The sequence below is a fragment of the Streptomyces sp. NPDC002125 genome, assembly GCF_053593715.1.
In genome coordinates, this window is record NZ_JBSFDD010000004.1 from 341,449 (window position 1) to 365,770 (window position 24,322).

20 protein-coding genes are annotated in these 24,322 nt (G+C 71.0%); 14 read left to right on the top strand and 6 right to left on the bottom strand.

Going from position 1 to position 24,322, the window contains the following annotated elements; genetic code table 11:
• Window positions 1–16: 16 nt before the first annotated feature.
• A complete protein-coding gene (locus ACWCQM_RS09840; protein WP_450914761.1) occupies window positions 17–1,375 on the bottom strand; it encodes a wax ester/triacylglycerol synthase family O-acyltransferase in 1,359 nt (452 codons plus the stop codon).
• Between the two features lie 136 nt (window positions 1,376–1,511).
• On the bottom strand, window positions 1,512–3,578 hold the full coding sequence (locus ACWCQM_RS09845; RefSeq protein ID WP_450914762.1) for a SpoIIE family protein phosphatase: 2,067 nt from the start codon (window positions 3,576–3,578) through the stop codon (window positions 1,512–1,514).
• A gap of 147 nt (window positions 3,579–3,725) precedes the next feature.
• On the opposite strand from ACWCQM_RS09845, the gene ACWCQM_RS09850 reads away from it, so the two are divergent.
• From ACWCQM_RS09850 to ACWCQM_RS09860, 3 genes are read left to right on the top strand one after another with little or no spacing between them, the layout of a single operon-like run.
• On the top strand, window positions 3,726–4,562 hold the full coding sequence (locus ACWCQM_RS09850; RefSeq protein WP_450914846.1) for a YndJ family protein: 837 nt from the start codon (window positions 3,726–3,728) through the stop codon (window positions 4,560–4,562).
• Complete coding sequence (locus ACWCQM_RS09855) at window positions 4,559–5,068, top strand: DUF1990 family protein (protein WP_450914763.1); 510 nt, start codon at window positions 4,559–4,561, stop codon at window positions 5,066–5,068. Before ACWCQM_RS09850 ends, ACWCQM_RS09855 begins: the two co-directional genes overlap by 4 nt.
• A 28-nt stretch (window positions 5,069–5,096) precedes the next feature.
• On the top strand, window positions 5,097–6,539 hold the full coding sequence (locus ACWCQM_RS09860; protein WP_450914764.1) for a lipase maturation factor family protein: 1,443 nt from the start codon (window positions 5,097–5,099) through the stop codon (window positions 6,537–6,539).
• 120 nt (window positions 6,540–6,659) lie between these two features.
• Here the strand turns inward: ACWCQM_RS09860 and ACWCQM_RS09865 are convergent, their stop codons facing one another.
• Together ACWCQM_RS09865 and ACWCQM_RS09870 are read right to left on the bottom strand one after the other, a co-directional pair.
• The gene (locus tag ACWCQM_RS09865) at window positions 6,660–6,833 is read right to left on the bottom strand and encodes a hypothetical protein (protein WP_450914853.1); all 174 of its coding nucleotides are present in this window, start codon (window positions 6,831–6,833) and stop codon (window positions 6,660–6,662) included.
• A gap of 427 nt (window positions 6,834–7,260) precedes the next feature.
• Window positions 7,261–8,751, bottom strand: coding sequence for an SDR family NAD(P)-dependent oxidoreductase (locus tag ACWCQM_RS09870; protein WP_450914765.1), 1,491 nt, complete (start codon window positions 8,749–8,751; stop codon window positions 7,261–7,263).
• A gap of 388 nt (window positions 8,752–9,139) precedes the next feature.
• On the opposite strand from ACWCQM_RS09870, the gene ACWCQM_RS09875 reads away from it, so the two are divergent.
• The 6 genes from ACWCQM_RS09875 to ACWCQM_RS09900 all read left to right on the top strand — a co-directional run bounded on the left by ACWCQM_RS09875 (window position 9,140) and on the right by ACWCQM_RS09900 (window position 15,406).
• Window positions 9,140–10,036: an RNA polymerase sigma factor SigF gene (locus ACWCQM_RS09875; RefSeq protein ID WP_450914766.1), complete on the top strand. Its 897-nt coding sequence runs from the start codon at window positions 9,140–9,142 to the stop codon at window positions 10,034–10,036.
• Between the two features lie 117 nt (window positions 10,037–10,153).
• On the top strand, window positions 10,154–11,413 hold the full coding sequence (locus tag ACWCQM_RS09880) for a PP2C family protein-serine/threonine phosphatase (protein ID WP_450914767.1): 1,260 nt from the start codon (window positions 10,154–10,156) through the stop codon (window positions 11,411–11,413).
• Window positions 11,410–13,035, top strand: a complete 1,626-nt coding sequence (locus ACWCQM_RS09885; RefSeq protein WP_450914768.1) for a sensor histidine kinase — start codon at window positions 11,410–11,412, stop codon at window positions 13,033–13,035. Before ACWCQM_RS09880 ends, ACWCQM_RS09885 begins: the two co-directional genes overlap by 4 nt.
• Window positions 13,032–13,475, top strand: coding sequence for a response regulator (locus ACWCQM_RS09890; protein ID WP_450914769.1), 444 nt, complete (start codon window positions 13,032–13,034; stop codon window positions 13,473–13,475). The genes ACWCQM_RS09885 and ACWCQM_RS09890 overlap by 4 nt, the downstream gene beginning before the upstream one ends.
• 97 nt (window positions 13,476–13,572) lie before the next feature.
• The gene (locus ACWCQM_RS09895) at window positions 13,573–14,028 is read left to right on the top strand and encodes an ATP-binding protein (RefSeq protein WP_267078876.1); all 456 of its coding nucleotides are present in this window, start codon (window positions 13,573–13,575) and stop codon (window positions 14,026–14,028) included.
• Window positions 14,029–14,266: 238 nt separating this feature from the next.
• Window positions 14,267–15,406: a DMT family transporter gene (locus ACWCQM_RS09900; RefSeq protein ID WP_450914770.1), complete on the top strand. Its 1,140-nt coding sequence runs from the start codon at window positions 14,267–14,269 to the stop codon at window positions 15,404–15,406.
• A 43-nt stretch (window positions 15,407–15,449) separates the two neighbouring features.
• On the opposite strand, the gene ACWCQM_RS09905 is transcribed toward ACWCQM_RS09900, so the two are convergent.
• Window positions 15,450–16,727 (bottom strand): transglycosylase family protein, encoded by a 1,278-nt coding sequence (locus ACWCQM_RS09905; RefSeq protein WP_450914771.1) that lies wholly within the window; start codon window positions 16,725–16,727, stop codon window positions 15,450–15,452.
• Window positions 16,728–16,938: 211 nt separating this feature from the next.
• Between ACWCQM_RS09905 and ACWCQM_RS09910 the strand changes: the two genes are divergently transcribed.
• A complete protein-coding gene (locus ACWCQM_RS09910; RefSeq protein WP_450914772.1) occupies window positions 16,939–18,009 on the top strand; it encodes a LacI family DNA-binding transcriptional regulator in 1,071 nt (356 codons plus the stop codon).
• Window positions 18,010–18,146: 137 nt separating this feature from the next.
• On the opposite strand, the gene ACWCQM_RS09915 is transcribed toward ACWCQM_RS09910, so the two are convergent.
• The gene (locus ACWCQM_RS09915; protein WP_450914773.1) at window positions 18,147–19,481 is read right to left on the bottom strand and encodes an ROK family protein; all 1,335 of its coding nucleotides are present in this window, start codon (window positions 19,479–19,481) and stop codon (window positions 18,147–18,149) included.
• Between the two features lie 142 nt (window positions 19,482–19,623).
• Between ACWCQM_RS09915 and ACWCQM_RS09920 the strand changes: the two genes are divergently transcribed.
• From ACWCQM_RS09920 to ACWCQM_RS09935, 4 genes are read left to right on the top strand one after another with little or no spacing between them, the layout of a single operon-like run.
• Entirely contained in the window at window positions 19,624–20,937 is a 1,314-nt protein-coding gene (locus ACWCQM_RS09920; RefSeq protein WP_450914774.1) for an ABC transporter substrate-binding protein, read from the top strand.
• Between the two features lie 10 nt (window positions 20,938–20,947).
• Window positions 20,948–21,958: a carbohydrate ABC transporter permease gene (locus tag ACWCQM_RS09925; protein ID WP_450914775.1), complete on the top strand. Its 1,011-nt coding sequence runs from the start codon at window positions 20,948–20,950 to the stop codon at window positions 21,956–21,958.
• A 13-nt stretch (window positions 21,959–21,971) separates the two neighbouring features.
• Complete coding sequence (locus ACWCQM_RS09930; protein ID WP_450914847.1) at window positions 21,972–22,811, top strand: carbohydrate ABC transporter permease; 840 nt, start codon at window positions 21,972–21,974, stop codon at window positions 22,809–22,811.
• A 20-nt stretch (window positions 22,812–22,831) separates the two neighbouring features.
• Window positions 22,832–24,190, top strand: a complete 1,359-nt coding sequence (locus ACWCQM_RS09935; protein ID WP_450914848.1) for a GH1 family beta-glucosidase — start codon at window positions 22,832–22,834, stop codon at window positions 24,188–24,190.
• Window positions 24,191–24,322 lie beyond the last annotated feature (132 nt).

The following is a 24,322-nucleotide window of genomic DNA, read 5'->3' on the forward strand; positions in this document are numbered from 1 at the left end:
TCCGGGTGATTGGCCGTCACGCCGGAGCGGGGACCGTGGGCAGGAGTGCGTGCAGCTCGTGGAGTTCTTCGTGGACCGCGAGGGCCAGCTGGTCCAGATCGGGCAAAGCCTTGCCATCGGCCACCAGTCCGACCTGTACGCGCCCGCCGTACGTGGAAAGGGCCACGGCCAGGGACTGCCCGCGGGCCAGCGGCGCCATGGGGTAGACGGCGCGCAGCGGGCAGCCGCCGAGGGAGAGCGCGGAGCGCGGCAGGGGCACGCTGGTGACCAGGATGTCGAAGAGCATCCGGGCCGCGTTCCCCGCCAGCGGTGCTCCGAACCGGTGGGCCAGCGCGGGCAGCTGGTCCGCCAGCACGGCGACGGCTCCGGCGCCGCGCAGCGGCCCGGCCGCCTTGTTGCGGTCCATGCCCGTGCGCACCAGGCGGAGCCGTTCGCGGGCGTCGGGCTCGCCGACGGGGAGCCCGAGGAGGTAGCCGGAGAGCTTGTTGCCGGTGGCGGCGCCACCGGGCCTGCGCCGGGACACGGGGACGAGGGCGCGCGGATCGGCGCCGGGGAGCGACTCGCCGCGTTCGAGCATCCAGCGGCGCAGGGCCCCGGCGACCACGGCGAGCAGGACGTCGTTGGCCGTGCCGCCCTCGGTACGCCGGATGCGCTGCACCGCCTCGGCGTCGAGCTCGGCGGTGGCCAGCCGGCGGGTGCCGCTGGAGCGCGCGGTCAGGGCCGTGCCGGCGCGCAGGTCGAGGCGGCTCGCGCGCACGACGGAGGCGCCGACCCCCAGCGCCCTGCCGACGTCACCGAGCCGGTCGAGGGCCATGCCGGCCGCCTCGTAGGGCCCGGGCAGCCAGGAGCGGGGCGGCACGGGCGTCCGCCGGCGCGCCTGGCCCCGGCCGGCGCCCGCGGAGGCGATCTGGTCGAAGATGCCGGCGCCGATGGCGACGGCCCGCATTCCGTCGGCGAGGGCGTGGTGCAGCTTCACGAGCACGGCGAACGGGCCGCCGTCCGCGCTGTCGAGGAGGTACATCTGCCAGGGCGGCAGCCCCCGCCCGAGCGGCTGCTCCATGAGTTCTCCGGCGAGCCGGGTCGCCTCCGCCATGAAGTCGCCCTCGGCGAGCACGACCCGCTTGACGTGCCGGTGGACGTCGAAGTCCTTGTCGGTGAACCATGCCGCGCCGCCCACGGGCAGCAGGACGTCGCGCACCCGCATCCGCAGCCGGGGAATGGCGGCGGCACGGGCCCCGAGCAGGTCGAGCAGTTCGTGCGAGGTCACGCCGGGAGCCGGTTCGAAGACGGCGAGCGCGCCGAGGTGCATCGGATGGGCATCGGATTCGAGGTGCCAGAAAGCCAGATCAAGAGGTGCCAGAAGCTCGGTACTCAACGGGGCCTCGCGTCATCGACAACGGAACGGCGGGATCGAAGTCAATCCCTCCGCGCCGGTTACGGTCAAGCATGGACATGTTACGTACTGTTACAGTCTCGCGCCGTCTCGAAAGCGGCGCTACCGGTCCGGACCGCTACCGGTGCTCCGCGATGAAGAACTCACACCACACGCACTTGCCGGTCCCCCGGGATTCCACACCCCAGACATCGGCCAGTCGGTCGACAAGCATGAGCCCGCGGCCCGAGACGCCGGACTCCCCGGCCTCCCTGCGGCGCGGCAGCGCGCTGGAGCGGTCCTCGACATCGACCCGCAGACGCCGGTCGGGCCCCGTGAGCACCCGGATGGTGACGATGGCTCCGCCGTCGGTGTGCATCAGGGCGTTGGTGATCAGCTCGTCGGCGGCGAGTTCGACCTCGTCGGCCCGCTCCCTGGCCCCCCAGGCGCGCACCGCCGCCCTGATCATGTGGCGGGCGGAGGTCAGCGCCTCCGGGTCGTTCTGCGCGACGTGCTGCTGGAGCCGACCGCCCGGGTGCGGGGCGTGGGCGGCGTTGCGGCGCAGCAGCAGTACGGCCATGTCGTCCTCGCCGCCGCGCTCGTCGACGACCTCGCAGAGCCGCTCGGCCAGCTTCTGGAGGTCCTCGGGCCCGTCGCGCACGGTCGAGGCCAGCAGCCGCAGGCCGTCGTCGAGGTCGGTGCCCGGCAGCTCCACCATGCCGTCGGTGTAGAGGATCAGCGTCTGGCCTGGGTCCAGGTCGACGGTGCTGACCGGATATTCGAGGTGTCCGAACTCCGCCGAGAGGCCCAGCGGCATGCCGCCGTCGACGGGCAGTTTGCGGCAGCTCCCGTCGACGTCGCGCAGGGCCGGATCGACGTGACCCGCCCTGACCAGCTGCACCACTCCGGTGGTCAGGTCGGCCTCGGCGTAGGTGCAGGTCGCGAAGCGGTCGGTGTCGAGCTCGTGCAGGAAGACGGAGGCTCTGGCCATGACCGTGGCCGGGCTGTGCCCCTCGGCCGCGTACGCCCGCAGCACGATCCTGAGCTGGCCCATGACGGCCGCCGCGTGGGTGTCGTGTCCCTGTACGTCGCCGATGACCGCGCCGACCCGGCCGCCGGGCAGCGCGATGATGTCGTACCAGTCGCCGCCGATGTCCCGGCCGAGCTTCGCCGAGCGGTAGCGGACGGCGACCTGGGCGCCGGGCACCTCGGGAATCCGGCGGGGCAGCATCGCCTGCTGGAGCCCTTCGGCGAGATCGTGCTCCTGCTCGTAGAGCATGGCCCGCTGGAGGCTCTGCGCGATCGAACTCCCCAGGGCCACCAGGAGGTTCCGTTCGTCGCTGGTGAAGCCCGCCTTGTTGCCGTAGAGCAGCCCGAGCGCGCCGATCGGGCGGGCCTGGGCGATCAGCGGCATGTAGGCGGCGGCGGTGATGCCGAGGTGGCTGATGTGGGGCCACAGGATGGGGTACGAGGCCGCGAAGTCCTCCGCGCTCTCGATGAAGCGGGGCGCGAGCGTGCGGATCACCTCGCTCATCGGGTAGGGCTCGTCGACCCTCGTGTAGCGGGTGCCCTGGACGAAGGCCCCCTCGGGTCCGTCGGCGACGAGATGGATGCGCCCGGACTCCAGCAGGCCCATGACGAGGCTGGTGGCACCGAGATGGGCGAGGCCCCGGGAGCTCTTCAGCACCTCGGTGACGTCCTTCACCGTGCGCGCGTGCGCCAGGGCGGCCGTGGTGCCCTCGACCAGGCTGGTGCGGCGCCGCCGTTCCTCGTCGACGGTGCGGCGGGCGGTGGACTCGGCCAGCTCCTGGGTGGCGTCGCGGATGATCCCGATGATGCGGCGGGGCCTGCCCGCGCCGTCGCGGCGGATGAACCCCTGGGTGTGCGTCCAGCGCATGCTGCCGTCCCGCTGCGTCCTGCGGAAGTACGCGCCGTAGTTGTTGTGGCCGCTCTTCAGCGCCTGGGAGACCATGTCGTCGAGGCGGATCCCCTCGTCCGCGGGCACCCGCTGGGCGAGCGCCGCGGGCCGGCCGTCGTATTCGTCGGGGCGCAGGTCGAACACGTCGAGGGCGGCCTCGTCCATGTGCATGAGGCCGCTGTCCAGATCCCAGTCGAAGCTGCCCATTCGGTTCAGGGCGAGGCTGAGGTCCGGGTGGGCGGGCCAGTCGTCCGGGAGTGACAGGGCACCCGCTACCCGATCATCCATGTGCGCCACTCTGCCATTATTTGTCCGATTCCTCGACCGAACCGGGCGGCTTGAACGCGTTCAACTCACCCTCTATGCTCGGCGCGAGACGAGTTGAACACGTTCAACTCGTTCGTCGCGACACGTCGGGAGACGGGGGTGGGCACGGTGTCCGTACTGGTCGGGCTGATTGTGATGCTGGGCATGCTGGTGATCGTCCCGATGGGGCTGCGGCTCGTCGGCGATCCCGTCCTCGACCGGGTACGCCGCCTCTGGCCGCTCTTCGCGGTGCCCGGCGCCGTCTCCCTGTGGCTTCCGCGCGGCGGTGCCGCGACGGCACTCGCCCTCTGCTACGCGCTGGGGACCCTGGCCCTGGCCGCCCATGCCCCCCTGCGCCTCGCCCGGACCCGCACCGTGCGCCCGGCGGAGGCCGCGGTGCTCACCGCGCTGGTCACTCCCTCGGTCGCCGCCGTGGCGCTGGTCGCCGAGCGCTCCGGACACGAACTGTTCGGGTTCGGGCTCGGCATCCTGGCCCTGACCGTGCCCCACTTCCACTTCGCGGGGTTCGCCGCCGCCCTGGTCGCCGGTCTCGTCTGCCGCGCCCAGGACGGTCCGGGAGGCCGGCTCGCCGCCCTGAGCGTGCCGCTCGGCACCCTGCTCGTGCTGGCCGGCTACTTCATCGGGGACTGGGCCGAGCTGGCCGGGGCGGTCGTCCTCACGGCCGGGATGTGGACGGTCGCCCTCCTGACCTGGCGCGCCGTCCAGGTCCCCGGAAGCGACCGCGCCACCCGGATCCTGCTCGCCGTCTCGGCGGCCGTACTCGTGGTGACCATGGTTCTCGCACTGAGCTGGGCGCTCGGCGAGGCGACCGGGCTGCCTCACCCCACCCTCACCTGGATGGCCGCCACGCACGGGCTCGGCAACGCGCTGGGCTTCGCGCTCTGCGCGCTGCTCGCACTGCGCCGGCTCCAGGACCTCACCCACTCGGAAGGCGGGACCGCATGAGCACCCTGACGTACCCGGAGGTCGGAGCCACCCGGCTCGGACCGCTCCCCGGCGGCTACAACCATCTGCACCACCGTGCCGCCATCGGCCGGGGCCGGGCCGGATTCGAGGCGACGGGCGCCGCCGTCACCGAGTGGCGCATGCACCGCGCCGCCGGAGCCGGGGTGGAAGCCTCCGCCGACCGGGCGGCCGAGGGGGTCACCGTCGAGGTGTCGGCGGGCATCGGGCGGCTCAGGATCGCCGCCCCCTGCGAGATCGTCTGGACGGCGTACGAGAAGGACCGCACCGGATTCGCGTACGGCACCGGGCGGGGACACCCGGAGTGCGGCGAGGAGAGCTTCGTGGTGGAGCTGGCGGACGACGGGACGGTGTGGTTCACGGTCACGGCGTTCTCCCGCCCCGCCTGCTGGTACGCCCGGCTCGCCGGACCTCTCGTGCCGGTGGCCCAGCGGTGGTACGCGCGCCGGCTCACAGCCGTGCTGCGGAGGATCACGACGGCTGCCTGAGGGCCCGGCGGGCCGGATACTGGAAGCGATGCAGTGGTTCACCGCGGACGGCTACTGGCTGAGCAGGCTGATCTTCCAGCGGACGCTCGCCGTCGTCTACCTGGCCGCGTTCGTCGGCGCGGCGCTCCAGTTCCGGGCACTGATCGGCTCCCGGGGCATGCTCCCCGTGCCCGAGCTGCTGCGGTACACCCCGTGGCGGGCGGCGCCGGGGCTGTTCAGGCTGCACTACTCGGACCGCTTCTTCGCGCTGGTCGCGTGGGCGGGCGCCGCCGTCTCGCTCGCCCTCCTGGCGGGACTGGACGGCCTCCTGCCACTGTGGGCGGCCATGGCGCTGTGGGCGGTGCCCTGGGCGCTGTACCTGTCGATCGTCCAGGTCGGCCAGGTCTGGTACGGCTTCGGCTGGGAGTCGCTCCTGCTGGAGACGGGCTTCCTCGCCGTGTTCCTCGGCAACGCGGACACGGCCGCCCCGGTGCTGGTGCTGTGGCTGCTGCGCTGGCTGCTCTTCAGGGTGGAGTTCGGCGCCGGGCTCATCAAGATCCGGGGGGACGAGTGCTGGCGGCGGCTGACCTGCCTGGACTTCCACCACGAGACCCAGCCGATGCCGGGACCGCTGAGCTGGTTCTTCCACCGGCTGCCCAGGCCCGTGCACCGGGTCGAGGTGGCCGCCAACCATGTCACGCAGCTGGTGGTGCCGTTCCTGCTGTTCACGCCGCAGCCGGTGGCGAGCGTCGCCGCCGGGCTGATGGTGGTCACCCAGCTGTGGCTGGTCCTGTCCGGGAACTTCGCGTGGCTGAACTGGCTGACCATCACCCTCGCCCTGTCCGCCGTCGACTGGTCGCTGATCGCCGGAGCGCCGCCCGCGCAGTCCGCGCCGCCGCTCTGGTACGAAGTCGTGGTCATCGCGGTCACCGCGCTCGTCCTGGCCCTCAGCTACCGTCCGGCGCGCAATCTCGTCTCCCGCCGCCAGGTGATGAACAGGTCCTTCGACCCGCTGCACCTGGTCAATACGTACGGGGCCTTCGGGAGCATCAGCAGGATGCGGCTGGAGGTGGTGGTCGAGGGCACCGACGAGCCGGTGATCCACGAAGGGACCCGCTGGCTGGAGTACGGCTTCCGGGGCAAGCCGGGTGATCCGCGCAGGCTGCCGCGCCAGTTCGCCCCGTACCACCTGCGGCTGGACTGGCTGATGTGGTTCGCGGCCCTCTCCCCCGCGTACGCCCGCTCCTGGTTCGAACCGTTCGTGGAGAGGCTGCTGCGGGGCGATCGGGACACCCTGCGGCTGCTGGGCCACGACCCGTTCCCCGGCGGCCCGCCCGCCCACATCCGGGCCAGGGTCTTCCACTACCGCTTCACGGACTGGCGGGAACTACGGGCCACCGGCTGCTGGTGGCACCGGACCTACGTACGCGACTTCATGCGGCCCGTGGCCCGGCCGGTTCCGCTCCGGCCCGGCCGGCGGGCACCGGAGTAGGAGGCACACGGGCCCGGCGCCGCGTACCGCCGTCCCGCGCCGGGGCACCGGTGCGGGAAAAGCTCGGGCCCCCCGTCCATGAACGGGGGGCCGGAGCCGAGGCGCTGTGCGGCGGGGCCGTCAGTCGATGCCGGGCAGGATGTGCGGCTCGGCCAGATCGTCCTCGTAGCCGGCCAGCCTGATCGGGGCCGACCTGGCCCAGACCTCGATGTTCCGGAGCTTCTCCGGCCGGCGGGCCCGCTCTCCGGTCAATTCGGCCGGGCGCGTCTCGGCCTTGGTCATTTCAGGTGTCACCGCGGACTCCTTTGTGTCGCGTAACCCCGGGCGGTGGCGACGTCGCGGCTGTGAGAACCGTGTCGACCGCCCTCTGCGGGGCAGGGGCAGAAACAGTTCGGTCGCGGTGGCGCCGGGTACGGGGCGGGACGGCGGACTGCTTACAGACCTGTCCCGGGACGGCCGAGGAAGCTTCGTGGATCCCTTGGTGGCGTCCGTTCACCTCAGACTAACCAAATGAGCGTCATCGCGCTCGACAGAACGTGTGGCCTAGGTCACTTTCAGCCAACAGAACAGCGGCGGCCCCTGAATCAGAGGGCCGCCGCCGTGTCACCTGTTTACGCAGGTGACAGGAGGTGCGGAAGGTGCGGACGATACGAGAGGTGCTGGACGCGTCGAAGTCGCACGAGGTACCCGAGGGGCCGCAATCGCGCCAGGGACGCGCAGGTCACCAGCCCGCGGGCGCGTAGTCCTTCAGGAAGCAGCCGTACAGGTCCTCGCCCGCCTCACCGCGCACGATCGGGTCGTAGACCCGGGCCGCGCCGTCGACCAGGTCGAGCGGGGCGTGAAATCCCTCCTCGGCGAGGCGGATCTTGTCCGGGTGGGGACGCTCGTCGGTGATCCAGCCCGTGTCGACGGCCGTCATGAGGATGCGGTCCTTCTCGAACATCTCCTGGGCGCTGGTACGGGTCAGCATGTTCAGCGCGGCCTTGGCCATATTGGTGTGCGGGTGTCCCGCGCCCTTGTAGCCACGGCTGAAAACGCCCTCCATCGCGGAGACGTTGACCACGTAGGCCCGCCCGGACACGGCCCTCGACATCGCCGGGCGGAGCCGGCTGATCAGGATGAACGGCGCCGTGGAGTTGCAGAGCTGGACCTCCAGGAGCTCGATCGGCTCGACCTCGTCGACGGTTTGGATCCAGCTGTTCGTGTCGTGCAGGTCCGGGACGAGCCCGCCGGCGTCGATCGCTGTGCCCGCGGCGATACGGGCCGGCGAGGCGGATCCGGTGACCAGGGCGAGGTCCGTGACGTCCTGCGCGCTCAGACCCTCCCCCTCCTTACGGGCGGCGGGCAGCGCGGCCACGCGGTCGACGGTGCCGCTGCCGAACGTACCGATCACCTCGGCGGCGGGGAGCTCGCCGGCGGGCAGCGGGGCGGACTCGGCGCCGAGCAGCTCGCTGTAGGCCTGCGGGGAGCGGCGGACCGTCTGCGCGGCGTTGTTGATCAGGATGTCCAGCGGGCCCTCCGCCGCGACCGAGTCGGCGAGGGCGACGACCTGGGCGGGGTCGCGCAGGTCGATGCCGACGATCTTCAGGCGGTGGATCCAGTCGTCGCTGTCCGGCATCGCCTTGAAGCGGCGGATCGCGTCGTTGGGGAAGCGGGTGGTGATGGTGGTGTGCGCGCCGTCGCGCAGCAGCCGCAGCGCGATGTACATGCCGATCTTGGCCCGGCCGCCGGTGAGCAGGGCACGGCGCCCGGTGAGGTCGGTGCGCGCGTCACGCCGCTCGCGGTTCTCCTTGGCGCACTGCTGGCAGAGCTGGTGGTAGAAGGCGTCCACCTCGACGTACCGGGTCTTGCAGATGTAGCAGGACCTGGGTCGCTGGAGCACGCCCGCGATCTCGGCAGTCGCCGAGGAGGACGGGAGGACGCCCTGCGTCTCGTCGTCGATGCGCTCGGCGGAGCCGGTCGCCGTGGCTTCGGTGACGGCCTTGTCGTGCGCGGTCTTGGCGGCGCGGCGCTCCTGGCGCCGACGCTGCTTCACGGTGCGGTAGATGCCGGCCGTGGCCCGGCGCACGGCGATGGCGTCCGGGTGGTCGACCTCGATGCCGTTCAGCTCGTCGAGCACGCTCAGGCAGACGGCCAGCCGCTCCGGGTCGATACCGGGACCGAACTCGTCGATACCGGGAGCGAACTCCGGGCTGTCCTCTGTCACCGTCATTGCCGTTCCTCTGTCACTCGTCACTCATGCCGCCGGCGGGCTTCGGTGGGGAGTGGTCCGGCCGGGGCCGGCGAGGGCAGGCGCGCACGGGCCGAATGCCCCGGTCAAGTCTGCCATGAATCGGACGTAGCTCAGTTCGAGTGGGGCAGCCCTCTCCGCACACCCGCCGGGCGGTACTGCCGGTGTCCCGGGCGCCGGTGACGCCCGGTCCGCTCGGACAGGGGATGCGGTGAGATATCGGTCTCCATCGCAACAGATCGGCACAATCGGCTGCGTTGTCCGGTCCCGTCTGACGCCCTCCGCGAAAATTCCTGGAATTCGGTGGCATTACTTCCGGATAGCGGGGCATGCGCTGGTCACCACAGCACATCCCAGGGAGGGCGACACCATGACGGCCATGTCAGTGCGAACCAACGAAGCGATCGGTACGGCGGAGACGCGGTGCGACGAGGCGGAGACGGGTTCGGACGCGGGCGCGCTGCCATGGATCGAGGACGCCGGCAAGGTGGCCCCGCAGGACGCCCGGACGATGTCGAAGCTGTTCTTCGACCGGCTCCAGGTCCTGGAGGAGGGGACGCACGAGTACCAGTACGCGCGCAACACCCTGATCGAGATGAATCTCTCACTGGTCCGCTTCGCCGCCTCGCGGTTCCGCAACCGTGGCGGTGACGACGCCGAGGACATCATCCAGGTGGGGACGATCGGCCTGATCAAGGCGATCGACCGGTTCGACCTGTCGCGCGAGGTCGAGTTCGCCACCTTCGCGGTGCCGTACATCGTCGGCGAGATCAAGCGCTTCTTCCGTGACACCACGTGGTCCGTGCACGTGCCGCGACGGCTGCAGGAGCTGCGGGTCGAACTGGCCAAGGCCAAGGAGCTGCTGTCGGCGAAGCTCGACCGCGACCCGACGGTCGCGGAGCTCGCGGAGCACCTGGATCTCCCCGAGGAGGAGATCATCGAGGGTCTCGTCGCGGCCAACGGCTACTCGGCGGGCTCGCTGGACACCCCGAGCGCCGACAGCGAATCGGGCGGCGACCAGCGCGCCTACGCCGATCTGCTGGGCGAGGACGACCCCGCGATGGAGACTGTCGAGAATCTGCACGCCCTGGCCCCCCTGCTGCGGCAGCTGGACGACCGGGAGCGGAAGATCGTCCGGATGCGGTTCGGCCAGGAGATGACGCAGGCTCAGATCGGTGCCGAGCTGGGCGTTTCCCAGATGCATGTGTCCCGGCTGCTGAGCAGGATCGTGCAGCGGCTGCGCACGGGCATGTGCGTCGAAGCGTGACCGCCTGACTCATCCGTCGAATCACCGATGCCCGGCCGAGTGCCGGGCATCGGTCGCATATGCTTCCTGCCGAAACGGCCACGGGCACCCCGTGCCGTCTGTCGGAGGGGGTGGAGAGTGACCGAGTTGCCGTTGGACACCTCTGCGCGCGTGAAGGAGCCCACCGGGATCCCGGAGCAGCAGGGTGTCCTCGCAGCTGCCGACGCGTCCGTCTGGGCTGTCGGTGCGACCCTTCTCCTGGTCGAGGACGACTCGGGCGATGCTCTCCTCGTCGAGGAGATGCTCACGGACAGCGAGCTGGACGCTCCCCTCACCTGGTGCAAGACGATGGCGGAGGCCCGGCGGTTCCTGCTGGGATGCCGCACTCCCGTCTGTGTGCTGCTGGATCTGCATCTGCCCGATGTGAACGGCCTGGAGGCCGTCGGCCAGCTCGTGGAGTCCGCGCCGGATGCCGCCGTCATCGTGCTGACCGGTCTGGACGAGTCCGAGACCGGACTGTCCGCGGTGGCGCAGGGAGCCCAGGACTATCTGGTCAAGGGCCGGATCGATCCCGAGGTGCTGGGCCGCGCGGTCCGTTACGCCCTCCAGCGCAAGCACACCGAGCGGTCGGCGGCGGCCATCCGGACCAGCCGCCTGATCGCCCAGGAGAACGCCCGTCTGGAGCGCGCGCTGCTGCCCATTCCGCTGCTGCTCGACGACAGCTTCGACGTGGCTGCCCGCTACGAGGCGGGGCGCGCCCACGGGCTGCTGAGCGGCGACTTCTACGACGTGGTGCAGACGGCCGACGGTGCGGTGCACGCGGTGATCGGTGATGTCTCGGGGCACGGTGCGGCGGAGGCGGCGCTGGGGGTGTGTCTCCGGGTGGCCTGGCGTACGGCCGTACTGACCGGGGTGTCGCAGCTGGAGAAGATCGGTCTTCTGGAGGAGATACTCGTCGCCGAGCGGTCCGATCCCCATGTGTTCGCCACCGTGACCACCCTCGTCTTCCCTCCGGGCGGGGACCGGGTGCTCGTCGCGCGGGCCGGGCATCCGGGACTGCTCATGCGGCGCGGCACGGACGTCGGCTGGGTGGAGCCCGACACCGGGATGGCCCTCGGGCTGCTGCCGGGCATGGGCCGCTGGACGCTCACCGAGCTGGAGCTCGTTCCGGGCAACGAGCTGGTCCTGTTCACGGACGGTCTGTTCGAGGGGCGTACGGGGCCCAGCTCCCGGCTGGGAGAGGACGGGCTGCTCGCCATGGCACGGAAGTACGGGGAACTGGCGCCGCGCGCCTTCGTGGACGCCCTGGTGGCCGAGGCCACCGAGAGCGCGTCCCCTTACGGCGGGCTGGCCGACGACGTCGCCGTACTCCATCTCGGCTGGAGGAACGGCTCATGAGTACACAGGAACCCGCGGACGCGCGCCCGGGCCCCATAGCCCGGCTGTCGGTGCAGAACTGGGTCCATCTGATCCTCGCCGGTTTCGTGCTGGTGGTCTGCGGATGCCTCGTGGCGGGCGGCCTGGTGCTGTCCCGCATCTCCGACCGGACCACGGACCTGGTGGACCGTATCCAGCCCGCCCGCTCCTCCTCCTTCCAGCTGCAGAACTCGCTCCTGGACCAGGAGACCGGCGTCCGGGGTTACGCGCTGACCGGTGACAGCACGTTCCTGGAGCCCTACGAGGCGGGCGTGCGGAACGAGGCGGAGCGGCTGGACCGGGTGCGCGCCCTGGTGGGGGACGAGCAGCCGTACGCCGAGGACCTGGAGCGGATCGCGAGGGCCGCCGAGCAGTGGCGCGCACTGCGGGCCGAGCCGCTGATCGCCACGGTGCGGGAGAGCGGGCCGACCGCCGCGTCCTCGGCCCCGATCCTCCGGAGCAAGCAGGATTTCGACGCGCTGCGCCTCCTCTACACCACGCAGCAGAGCCATCTCGACGACGCGCGTGACAAGGCCCGCGCCGAGCTCGACGACGCACGCGCCACGCGCGACCGGGTGCTCATCGCGCTGCTGATCGGCTTCGTGCTGTCCGTCGTCTCGCTCAGCCTGCTGCTGCGGCGCGTGGTCGGCCGTCCGCTGAGCGCGCTGACCGCGGCCTCGGACAGGGTCAGGTCGGGCGCCTTCACCGCCAGGATCGCGGTCCGCGGCCCCTCGGACGTCAGAGCGGTGGCCGCGGCGGCCGAGGACATGCGCCGGCGTCTGGTCGCGGAGCTGGCCGAGTCGCAGGACCGCGAGACGCTGCTGGCGGAACAGACCACGGAGCTGCGCCGGTCCAACTCCGAGCTGGAGCAGTTCGCGTACGTGGCCTCGCACGACCTCCAGGAGCCGCTCCGGAAGGTGGCCTCCTTCTGCCAGCTCCTCGAGAAGCGCTACGGCACACAGCTGGACGACCGGGGGCGGCAGTACATCAATTTCGCGGTCGACGGTGCGAAGCGGATGCAGGTGCTCATCAACGACCTGCTGACCTTCTCCCGGGTGGGCCGGGTGCAGCAGAGCTGGAAGCCCGTGGACCTCGACGGAGCCCTGGACCGGGCGCTGTCCAACCTCACTCTGGCCGTCGAGGAGTCCGGGGCGACGGTCGTGCGCGAGGAACCGCTCCCCGAGCTGCTCGGTGACGCGACGTCGCTGACCATGGTCTGGCAGAACCTCATCGGCAACGCGGTGAAGTTCCGCAGGCCCGACGAGCCGTGCCGGATCACGGTCGGCTGTGTCCGGGAGGGCGAGAACTGGCATCTGACGGTCGCCGACAACGGCATCGGGATCGCGCCGGAGTTCGCCGACAAGGTCTTCATCATCTTCCAGCGCCTGCACGCCCGCGACGAGTACGAGGGAACGGGCATCGGGCTCTCCCTCTGCCGCAAGATCATCGAGTTCCACGGTGGCCGGATCTGGCTGGACCCGGAACGCACCGAGGGCACACTCATACACTTCACCCTGCCGGTGCTTCCCGAAGCACCCACGCACACCACGGCGGAGCTGCTCGCCCCCGCCCCGCTCACCCCCCGGTCGGGAGACCCCTCTTGAACGACGCCGTGAAGCCCATCGAAGTCCTGCTCGTGGAAGACGATCCCGGCGACGAGCTGATGACCCGTGAGGCCTTCGAGGACAACAAGATCCGCAACACCCTGCATGTGGTGCGCGACGGCCAGGAGGCGCTGGACTTCCTGTACCGCCAGGGCGAATACCCCGACGCGCCGCGCCCCGATCTGGTGCTTCTCGACCTGAATCTGCCCCGGTACGACGGCAGGCAGGTGCTCGAGAAGATCAAGACCGACCCGGAACTGGCGCTGATCCCGGTGGTGGTCCTCACCACGTCCTCGGCGGAGGAGGACATCCTGCGCAGCTACAAACTGCACGCCAACGCCTATGTCACCAAGCCGGTCGACCTCGAACAGTTCATCGGCGCCGTGCGTCAGATCGACGACTTCTTCGTGAGCGTGGTCCGGCTGCCGCCACGCGCGTAAGATCTCGAGACATCTCCCGGAGTGAGATCTCTCGACGCGGGTAGACGAACGGCGAGAAGAGGTTGACGACCTCCCCTGCGCGCCCTGGCTGGAGCACATGAACGAACAGGCCACCTCACGGCCGGAGGACCCCTGTCAGGGGTCTCCGTCCACCGAGGTTCTGCTCGCCGCGGAGGTGTTCGACGGCGAGCCCGGATGCATCGCGCAGGCTCGCGCCCTGGCCGACCGTTTCCTCGCGCGGCTCACGGCGGAGTGGCTGGCCGTTCTCGGTGAGCACACCCGCAGCGACCTCATGCTGGCGGTCAGCGAGCTCGTCACCAACGCCGACCGTTACAGCCACGGCCCCTATCTGCTGGAGCTCGAAGGCGACGCACGGCGCATCAGTGTCACGGTCTACGACAGCAGCACGGCACTCCCGGTGCTCTACTCCCCCGACCCGGCCCGTCTGGGCGGTCACGGCATGGAGATCGTCGTCGCGCTCTGCGACCGGCTGACGGCCGAGCGGGTGCCCGTCGGCAAGCGCATCCGGGCCGAATTCCAGCTCAGCACCTGAGCCGCCCCTCGTCGGCTCCCGGCCCGGAGAAATGGGCCGGTTCACGCCTTTCCGTACACGTTCCGCAGCCGCACGGCGGCACGGCGTCACCTCCAGGTCGAACTTCTGAGCCCGCGGGCGAGGAGGACTACCGTCGAGAGGAGGACCCAGGAGTGAGGTACGTACAACTGGAGCAGTACGCCGAATCGCCGCCTCAGGGACGACGACGCGGCCGCTCCGACGAGACATCGTGGTGTACATGAGTTCCCTCGCGCTTTCCGTGCTGCTGTCACTGATCTCCGCCGTCGCCTACGCGGCCGGCGCGATCGTCCAGGAGCGCGTGGCGTCGGCCGCGGGGAGCCGCCCGTACGCGCCGCTGCGCAACGGCGTCTGGTGGGTGGCCGTCGGGCTCAACGGCGTCGGGGCGCTGCTCCACGTGGTGGCTCTGGCGTACGGACCGCTCAGCCTCGTGCAGCCGCTGGGTGCTCTGACGATCGTCTTCGCGCTGCCGATGGCGGCGGTCTTCGTACGGCGCAGGGCGGGGCGTACGGCCTGGCGCGGCGCCGTCATGGCCACGGTGGGGCTGGCCGGGCTGCTGGCTCTAACGGGGAGCGCCGGATCGCACACACTGGCGGGCTCCGAGCAGCTGACCCTGGCGACGGGGACCTTCGGTGCCGTGGCGGCGGTGCTCGTCGTCGCCAAGGGACTGCACCGGCCGATGCTGCGCAGCGTGGTGCTGGCCACCGGCGCCGGCGTCGCCTTCGGCATGGCGTCGGTGTTCACCAAGACCGTCGCGGTGGAGTGGACCTCCGGCGTTGTGGGTTCGGGGCTGCCGACGCTGCTGGTGATCGCCGCGCTCGCGGCGGCGGGTCTTCTGCTCTCCCAGGCCGCCTACCGGGGCGCGGGGCTCACGGCACCGCTGGCGACGGTCACGGTGGTCAACCCGGTGGTCGCCGCCGCCGTGGGCATCACCATGTTCGGGGAGCAGTTCCGCCACGGCCTGACGGGAACCCTGCTCGCGCTCGCCTGCGGCGCCCTGGCGGCGACCGGTCTGGTGCTCCTGACCATGGAGCGGGTGGCGACCGAGCGATCCGTGCCGGAGCCCTCGGAGGCCGGGGCGCCCACGTCGGAGGGCACCACCGACGATTCGGCCGAGGACGAGGACCGTCCGGTGGCGCCCGAGGTGAAGCTTCCCGAGCCGTCGAAACCCGCCGTCGCGCCGGGCGCGGCCCTGCCGGACCCCTTTCCCGCGCCGACGGCGCTCTCGCTGCCGCTGACGATGCCGCTGGACCATGGCGGCGGGCGGGTCGAGTTCGGCGCCGGGCGTCCCGCGTCCCGCACCGAGCCGCCCGTCGCCGGTCCGTCGCGACGGTGTGACTTACTGATCGCCTCCGACTGAGTCCGGGCGTCGTCCGTGGCTGGATCCTCCGGACGCGGACCGCTCAGACGCTGACGCCACCGGCCCTGAGGTAGGCGAGCGGGTCGATGTCGGAGCCGTAGCCGGGGCCGGTGCGGATCTCGAAGTGCAGGTGCGGGCCGGTGCTGTTCCCCGTGGAGCCGGAGCGCGCGATGCGCTGGCCACTGCCGACCTGCTGGCCCTCGCGCACATGGAGCGAGGAGAGATGCGCGTACTGGCTGTACCTGCCGTCGCTGTGCCGGATGACGACCTCGTAGCCGTACGCGCCCGCCCAGCCGGCGGAGACGACCTTTCCGGACGCCACGGCCTTCACCGATGTGCCGGTGGGGACGGGGAAGTCGACGCCGGTGTGGTAGCCGCTGGACCATGATCCCGCCTGGTGGTACGGCGTTCCCGTACGGGCCGAGACGGGGGCGGTGAGGCCGGCGCGGGACTTCGCCGTCTTCTTCTCACTCTGGGCGGCGGGCTTCGCGGCCTGCTTGGGCGCGGCGGTCTTCGGGGCGGCCGTCTTCGGCGCCGCGGTTTTCGGCGCCGCGGTTTTCGGCGCCGCCTGCTGGGCGGTCTTCTGCCTCGGCGCCGTGGCCGTGGGCTTCGGCGCCGAGGTCACGGGCTTCCCCGCCACGTCCAGGGTCAGCCGCTGCCCCGGGAGGATGAGATCGGGGTCGGCGCCCACGACGGAGCGGTTGGCGGCGTACAGCCGCTGCCAGCCGCCCCGCACCCGCTCGGCGGACGCGATGCCGGAGAGCGAGTCGCCGTGCGCCACGGTGTACGACTCGCGCTTGCCCGGCACGGTGGTCGGTGAGGCCTTCGCCGCCCCGGCGTCACGGGCGGTCTTCTTGGGGGAACCGGACTGCGGCGTCTTGCCCTTCCCGGTACCGGCCGCTGTCTGGCGCTTCTGCTGGGGGGCGATGTCGGGTGCGTCTCCACCCTGCTTCAGACCCGCCCGCACGGAGCAGGTCGGCCAGGCACCGGGGCCCTGCCCGTCGAGCACCTTCTCGGCGACGGCTATCTGCTGGTCCTTGGTCGCCAGGTCGGCCCGCGCGGCGTACGCCGTGCCGCCGTACGCGGCCCAGGTCGACCCGGTGAACTGAAGGCCCCCGTAATAGCCGTTGCCCGTGTTGATGTGCCAGTTCCCGGTCGACTCACAGGCGGCGACCTTCTCCCACACATCGGTCGATGCGGCGCCCGCCGAGGCGGCGGTGAGGAGCGGGAGGGCGATGCCCGCACCCCCCGCCGTCACCGTGAGCGAAGCACGGTTGATCCGGCTGGGCTGATATCTGCGGTGCCGTCCGTTCGCGGCCATGATTCGGCTCCCCCACTGGCTGTAGGACACGTCGCAAGCGGCCAACGTATGGGCATACAGAGGGTGGTGACAAGTGAACAATCAGCTCCCGCCGCCCATACGCCCCGGCGCACGACCCCCGGGGGCGTCGGCAAGCGGCTCGTGGGGCCCGCTCACGCGGACTTGGGAGAGCGCTCTATTCGGGTCGCCCGCTGATGCTATAAATGCGCCCATGACGGATGCTCAGCGACCGGCCGGCGCGGCCCCCACCCTGGAGGACGTGGCGAGGGCGGCCGGTGTCTCACGCGCCACGGTCTCCCGGGTCGTCAACGGCGTGCGCAACGTCGACCCGGCGATCCAGAAGGCCGTACGGCAGGCGGTCACTGTCACCGGTTACGCGCCGAACCGCGCGGCCCGTTCCCTGGTGACCCGGCGTGCGGACGCCATCGCGCTGGTGGTGTCGGGCGCGGGGGTCTCGGAGGAGGACGCGGAAACCGCGGCGGAAGGGTCCTTCACCGCCCGGGTGTTCGCCGATCCGTTCTTCGGCCGCGTGGTGACGGGGATCGTCGACTATCTGCGCCCGCGCGGCATGCACCCGGTGCTGATGTTCGCCGAGAGCTCGCGGGCCCGTGACGAGGTGGTGGACTACCTCAGGCAGGGCAGCGCCGACGGGGCGCTGATCGTCTCGACGCACGCGCAGGACCCGCTGCCCGCGCTGATCACTGATGCCGGGCTGCCCGCCGTGCTGTACGCGCGCCCCGCGAAGCCCGCCCGGATCAGTTACGTCGATCTGGCGCACCGGGACGGCGCCCGGCTGGCCGCCGAGCATCTGCTGGCGCGCGGCTGCCGGCGGATCGTCACCATCTGCGGGCCGCTGGACCTGCCGGCGGGGCAGGAGAGGCTCGCCGGCTTCCGGGACACGCTGACGCGGCACGGGCACTCCGGCGTCCCGGTGGCCGAGGGCCGCTTCACCCAGGAGAGCGGCGAGGCCGCCATGGAGCGGCTGCTCGCCGAACATCCGGACCTGGACGGGGTGTTCGCGGGGAACGACCTGATGGCCATGGGAGCCTGCCATGTGCTGAGGGAACACGGCAGACGGGTGCCCGACGACGTGGCGGTGGTCGGCTTCGACGACAGCAGCGCCGCCTCGACCTGCCGGCCACCGCTCACGACGGTGCGCCAGCCGGTGGAGGACATGGCGGCGGAGATGGCCGGACTGCTGCTGGACCGACTGGCCGCGCCGGACCGGCCGGTGACCTCGGTGATCTTCGAACCCGTGCTGGTCGTGCGGGACTCCGCGTAGCGCACCGGGGGCCGGCGCGGCCGTACAGGAGTCGGGCACCGGTCGCCGGGCACCAGGCTCCGGTCGCTGATCACTGGTCGCCGGGCATGGTCGTACGCCATTCCGCTCGGCCCCGCGCGCACCCTGCCGGCCTCCCCTCAGCCCGCCGCTCCGCGCCCGCGTCCCGTCGCCACCGTGCGCTCCGGGGCCGCTGCGCTCTCCGGGAGAGGCTTCGGTGCGGGACGGGAGCCGCCGCGGGCCAGGAAGTCGGCCAGGGGCAGGGTCGCGGCGCCGACCGTGACCGCGTCCGGGCCCAGGTGCCCCAGGTCGATCGTGGTCCGGGCCGCCGCGTGCCGCAGGGCGTACTCCTGGGCGTACCGGCGGATGTCCGGGAGCAGATGGGGGCCGATGAGCAGCCCCGCCCAGCCGCCGAGCAGGATGCGTTCGGGCAGGAAGAGGTTGACCAGGTCGGCCAGGGCCGCACCCAGGCACTCGGCCGTCTCGTCCAGGATGGAGACGGCGACCGGGTCCGGGGCTCCGCCCCCGGGGCCCGGGTAGGCGGCCGCGAGCAGTGCGGCGAGGGCGTTCTCGTCGTCGGCGTCCGGCGGCAGCGGGCCGCCCGCTTCCTGCCAGCGCTCGCGCATCGCTTCCGCTCCGGCGTAGGCCTCCAGGCAGCCGATGGAGCCGCAGCGGCAGCGGCGGCCCCGCAGCTGCACGGTCGTGTGGCCCCACTCCAGCGCGGCGTCGGAGAGGTCCTCGTCGAGGATGTCCCCCCGGTTGACGCTCGCGCCCACGCCGGAGCCGATCAGGGCGACGGCCGCCGATCCGGCGCCCCGCCCGCCGCCGAACCACATCTCGGCCTGGCCCAGCGTCTTCGCGCCGTTGTCGATGAAGAACGGCACCTCGGGCGGCACGTCCACCGCGGCGCGGAGCAGCCGTTCGAAGGGCACGGCGCTCCATCCGATGGTCTGCCCGTGCACGACCGCGCCCGGACCGCCGGCCGCCTCCGGTGCGTCGCGTTCGATGATGCCGGGCACCCCGATGCCGACGCCGAGCAGCGTGCGGGGGTCGGCGCCCGCGTCGCGCAGGACGTCCAGGACGCCCGAACGGACATGGCTGACGATGCGCTCGACGTCGTATCCGTGCTGTGCCAGCAGGCGGTCGGTGCGGGCGAGCTCCGTCAGTGAGAGGTCGAACAGTTCGACGCGCACCCGGGTCTCCCCGATGTCGACGCCCACGAACAGTCCGCCGCCCGAGGCGATCCGCAGCAGCGTGCGGGGGCGTCCGCCGTCGGAGTCGACGATGCCCGCCTCCTCCACGAGCCCTTCCGAGACGAGCTCGGCGACCACGTTGCTGATGGATCCCGAGCTCAGCCCCGTGGCGGGCCCGAGCTCCTGACGGCTCAACGGACCGTCGAAATACAACCGTTGCAATACCCGCGCCCGGTTGCCCCGTCGCAGGTCACGCACGGTCCGTCTGCTGCGTTCAGCCATGTTGCTCCCTTCCTTCCGGCAACATACCCCGGCCCCAGCCCTTGACGCGCACTTTCTTCAGCTCTTAAATCACATCTTAAATTAAGAGCGAAGGGGCGTTCGGATCCCGAACCGCGCCCTCCCCGGAAAGGGGCCACCTTTCATGCGTCACCTCAGAGCCGCAGCAGCCATCACCCTCGCCATGTCCGTAGCCGCCGGAGTGACCGGCTGCGGCGGCGGCACGTCGTCGGACGGCGGCAGCAACGAGTCACCCAAGACCCTGACCTACTGGGCGTCCAACCAGGGCCCGAACATCGAGGCCGACAAGAAGATCCTCACCCCCGAGCTGAAGAAGTTCGAGAAGGAGACCGGGATCAAGGTGAAGCTGGAGGTCGTGCCCTGGGCCGACCTGCTGAACCGCATCCTCGCCGCCGCCACGTCGGGTCAGGGCCCGGACGTACTGAACATCGGCAACACCTGGTCGGCGTCGCTGCAGGCCACCGGCGCGCTGCTCCCCTGGGACGACAAGAACTTCGAGGCGATCGGCGGCCGGGACCGCTTCATCGAATCGGCGGTGGCCTCGGCCGGCAAGGAGGGCGAGCCGCCCGCGGCGGTGCCGCTCTACTCCCTCGCGTACGCCCTCTACTACAACAAGAAGATGTTCGCCGACGCGGGCATCACCACACCGCCCGCCACCTGGGACCAGCTCGTCGCGGACGGCAGGAAGCTCACCAAGGACGGCAAGTGGGCCCTCGGCGCCGAGGGTTCCAACCTCTCCAACAACATCCACCAGACCTTCGTCCTGGGACAGCAGCACGGCGCCGACTTCTTCGACGATGCGGGCAAGGCCGACTTCACGTCGGACGGTGCCGTCGCCGCCGTGAAGCAGTACGTCGACCTCATGGCCAAGGACAAGATCATCGCTCCGGGCAACGCTGAGTACGCCCAGAACCAGTCGCTGACGGACTTCGCCAAGGGCCGGACGGCGATGGTGCTCTGGCAGGCCGCCGCCACCACCTTCTCCGCGCAGGGCATGAAGCCGGAGGACTGGGGTGTGGCTCCCGTCCCCGTTCCCGCCGGCGCGCCGGGCGCGGGCAAGCAGACCAACTCCATGGTGGCCGGGATCAACATGGCGGTGTTCAGGAACACCAAGAACATCGACGGCGCCAAGAAGTTCGTGAAGTTCATGACGAGCGACGAGGAGCAGAAGATCCTCTGCAAGACCTACGGGTCGATCCCGCCCGTCAAGGCCGCCCAGTCCGACCCCGCCTTCGCAGCCCCCGAGCTGAAGGTCCTGCGCGACACACTCGCCACCAGCGCCGCACCGCTCCCCCAGGTGCCGAACGAGTCGCAGTTCGAGACGGCCGTGGGCACCGCGGTGAAGGAGCTGTTCGCGGACGCCGCGGCAGGCACGCCCGTCACCACCGAGTCGGTCAAGGCGCGCCTGGAAAAGGCCCAGCAGACCATGCAGCAGTGAGGCACCCTTCATGACCGCCACCGTCACCACGGACCCCGAAGCCGGCACGCCGGCCAGGGGTACGAGCCGGGGCAGCGGGAACGCGCGGCGCGGACTGCCGCGCGTCCCCGACCGGATCCGCCGCGGCGGACTGCCCTATCTCCTGCTCCTCCCGGCCGTCCTGCTCGAACTCCTCATCCATCTGATCCCGATGATCGTCGGCATCGTGATGAGCTTCCGCCAGCTCACCCAGTTCTTCATCAGGGACTGGGGCGCGGCACCATGGACCGGCCTCGACAACTACAGGATCGCCGTCGACTTCGACGCCCCGATCGGTGAGGCCCTGCTCCGCTCCTTCTTCGTCACCTGCGTCTTCACCTTCTTCGCCGTCGGTCTCGCCTGGCTGCTCGGGGTCGCCGCGGCGATCATGCTCCAGGAGAACTTCCGGGGCCGCGGCCTGCTGCGGGCCGTGTTCCTCGTCCCGTACGCCCTGCCGGTCTACGCGGCGGTCATCACCTGGGCGTTCATGTTCCAGCGGGACAACGGACTGGTGAACCACGTCCTGCACGACCAGCTGGGCCTGACCGACCAGCCGTCGTTCTGGCTGATCGGTGACAACAGCATCTACGCGCTGATCATCGTCTCGGTATGGAAGGGCTGGCCGTTCGCCTTCCTGATGCTGATGGCCGCGCTGCAGAACATCCCGCGCGAGCTGTACGAGGCCGCGTCGATCGACGGCGCGGGCATCTGGCAGCAGATCCGCAGGATCACCCTGCCCTCGCTGCGGCCCGTCAACCAGGTGCTGGTGCTCGTCCTCTTCCTGTGGACGTTCAACGACTTCAACACCCCGTACGTGCTGTTCGGGAAGGCGGCTCCCGAGAACGCGGATCTCATCTCGATCCACATCTACCAGTCGTCGTTCGTCACCTGGAACTTCGGCACCGGCTCCGCGATGTCGGTGCTCCTGCTGCTCTTCCTCCTGGTCGTGACGGCCGTCTATCTGTTCTTCACCTCCCGCGGAAGGAAGGGTTCCCGTGCCTAGCCCCCGGTCCCCCATGGCCGCGCCGCGGTCCTTCCTCTGGACCCGCAGGGTCGTCCTGACCCTGCTTGCGGGCTTCGTCCTGCTGCCGGTCTACGTGATGGTCAGCAGCTCGCTGAAGCCGCTCCAGGACGTGTCGGGGAAGTTCCGGTGGATACCTGACAAGCTGACCGTGAGGCCGTACTTCGACATCTGGGAGACCGTCCCGCTGGCGAGGTACTTCGTGAACTCGCTGGTGGTCGCCGGTGCCGCGACGGTCTTCTCGGTGGTCATCGCGGTGTTCTCGGCCTATGCCGTGAGCCGCTACAGCTTCCGGGGCAAGCGGGTCTTCACCGTCACGGTCCTGTCCACACAGATGTTCCCGGGGATCCTCTTCCTCCTCCCGCTGTTCCTCATCTTCGTCAACATCGGCAACAGCACCGGCCTGGCCCTGTACGGCTCGCGGGGCGGGCTGATCCTCACGTATCTGACGTTCTCGCTCCCCTTCTCCATCTGGATGCTGATCGGCTACTTCGACTCCATCCCGAGGGATCTCGACGAGGCCGCGATGGTCGACGGCTGCGGCCCGGTCCGTGCCCTGTTCCGGATCGTCGTGCCGGCCGCGGTGCCCGGGATCGTCGCCGTGTCGGTGTACGCGTTCATGACGGCGTGGGGCGAGGTCATGTTCGCCTCCGTGATGACGAACGACACCACCCGCACCCTGGCGGTCGGCCTTCAGGGCTACGCCACCCAGAACGACGTCTACTGGAACCAGGTCATGGCGGCCTCGCTGGTCGTCAGCGTGCCGGTCGTCGCGGGATTCCTGCTCCTGCAGCGCTACCTCGTCGCCGGCCTCACCGCCGGAGCCGTCAAGTGACCCACCACGAAAGGCAGTCAGTGAACGACCTCACCGGTCTCCCGGCCGACTTCACCTGGGGCGTCGCCACCGCCGCGTACCAGATCGAGGGAGCGGTGGCGGAGGACGGCCGCTCGCCCTCGATCTGGGACACCTTCTCGCACACCCCGGGCGCCATCGACAACGGTGACACGGGGGACGTGGCCTGCGACCACTACCACCGGGCCCCCGAGGACATCGGCCTGGTCAAGGAGCTCGGTGCGAACGCCTACCGCTTCTCGGTGGCCTGGCCGCGCGTGGTGCCCGGCGGCGACGGCCCGGTGAACAAGCCCGGTCTCGACTTCTACGACCGGCTGACCGACGGCCTCCTGGAGGCCGGGATCACGCCGTTCGCCACGCTGTACCACTGGGACCTGCCGCAGGCACTCCAGGACCGCGGCGGCTGGACCGTCCGCGAGACGGCGGAGCACTTCGCGGAGTACGCCTCCGTCGTCGTCGGTCGCCTCGGCGACCGGGTGAAGGACTGGGCCACGCTCAACGAGCCGCTCTGCTCGGCCTGGATCGGGCACCTGGAGGGCCGGATGGCGCCGGGCCTGACCGATCTGACGGCCGCCGTCCACGCCTCGTACCACCTCCACCTCGGCCACGGCCTGGCTGTCCGGGCGATCCGCGCGCAGTCCCCGGACGCCCGTGTCGGCATCGTCAACAACCTCAGCCCGATCGAGCCCGCGAGCGACAGTGCGGAGGACCTCGCCGCCGCCGTCCGCGCCGACGGCCACATCAACCGCTGGTGGCTCGACCCGATACACGGCCGCGGCTACCCGCAGGACATGCTCGACCTGTACGGCGTCGAACTCCCCCAGCGGCCGGGCGACCTGGAGACCATCGCCGCGCCCCTCGACTGGCTGGGCCTGAACTACTACTTCCGCCAGATCGTCACCGCGGACCCGGACGGGCCCGTGCCGAAAGCCAGGCAGGTCCAGCCGCCCGGCGCGCGGCACACCGCCATGGACTGGGAGGTCCACGCCGACGGCCTGGAGCAGTTGCTGCTGCGCCTCACGGACGAGTACGGCGCCCGGCGGATCTACGTCACCGAGAACGGCTCCGCCTACGAGGACACCGTGCGGGCCGACGGCTCGGTGCACGATCCGGAGCGCACCCGCTATCTGGAGGAGCACCTGTCCGCCTGCGCCCGCGCGGTCCGCGGGGGTGCGCCGCTGGCCGGCTACTTCGCGTGGTCGCTGCTCGACAACTTCGAGTGGGCGTACGGCTACGACAAGCGCTTCGGTCTCGTCCACGTCGACTACGCGACCCAGCGCCGCACGGTCAAGAGCAGCGGACGGCGCTATGCGGAGCTGATCCGCGGAGTCTCGGGCGACAGGCCCCGCACGACGGCCTGAGCCCCTTCCCCGGGCGACGGCCCGAGCCCCCGGCCCGGCGGCCCCACCCGCCGGCGTCCGGGGGCGCTCCGCCGTTCGGCTCACCGCAGGCCGGCGGCCGGGTGCGGGCGTCCGGGGCACATATGCTCACCG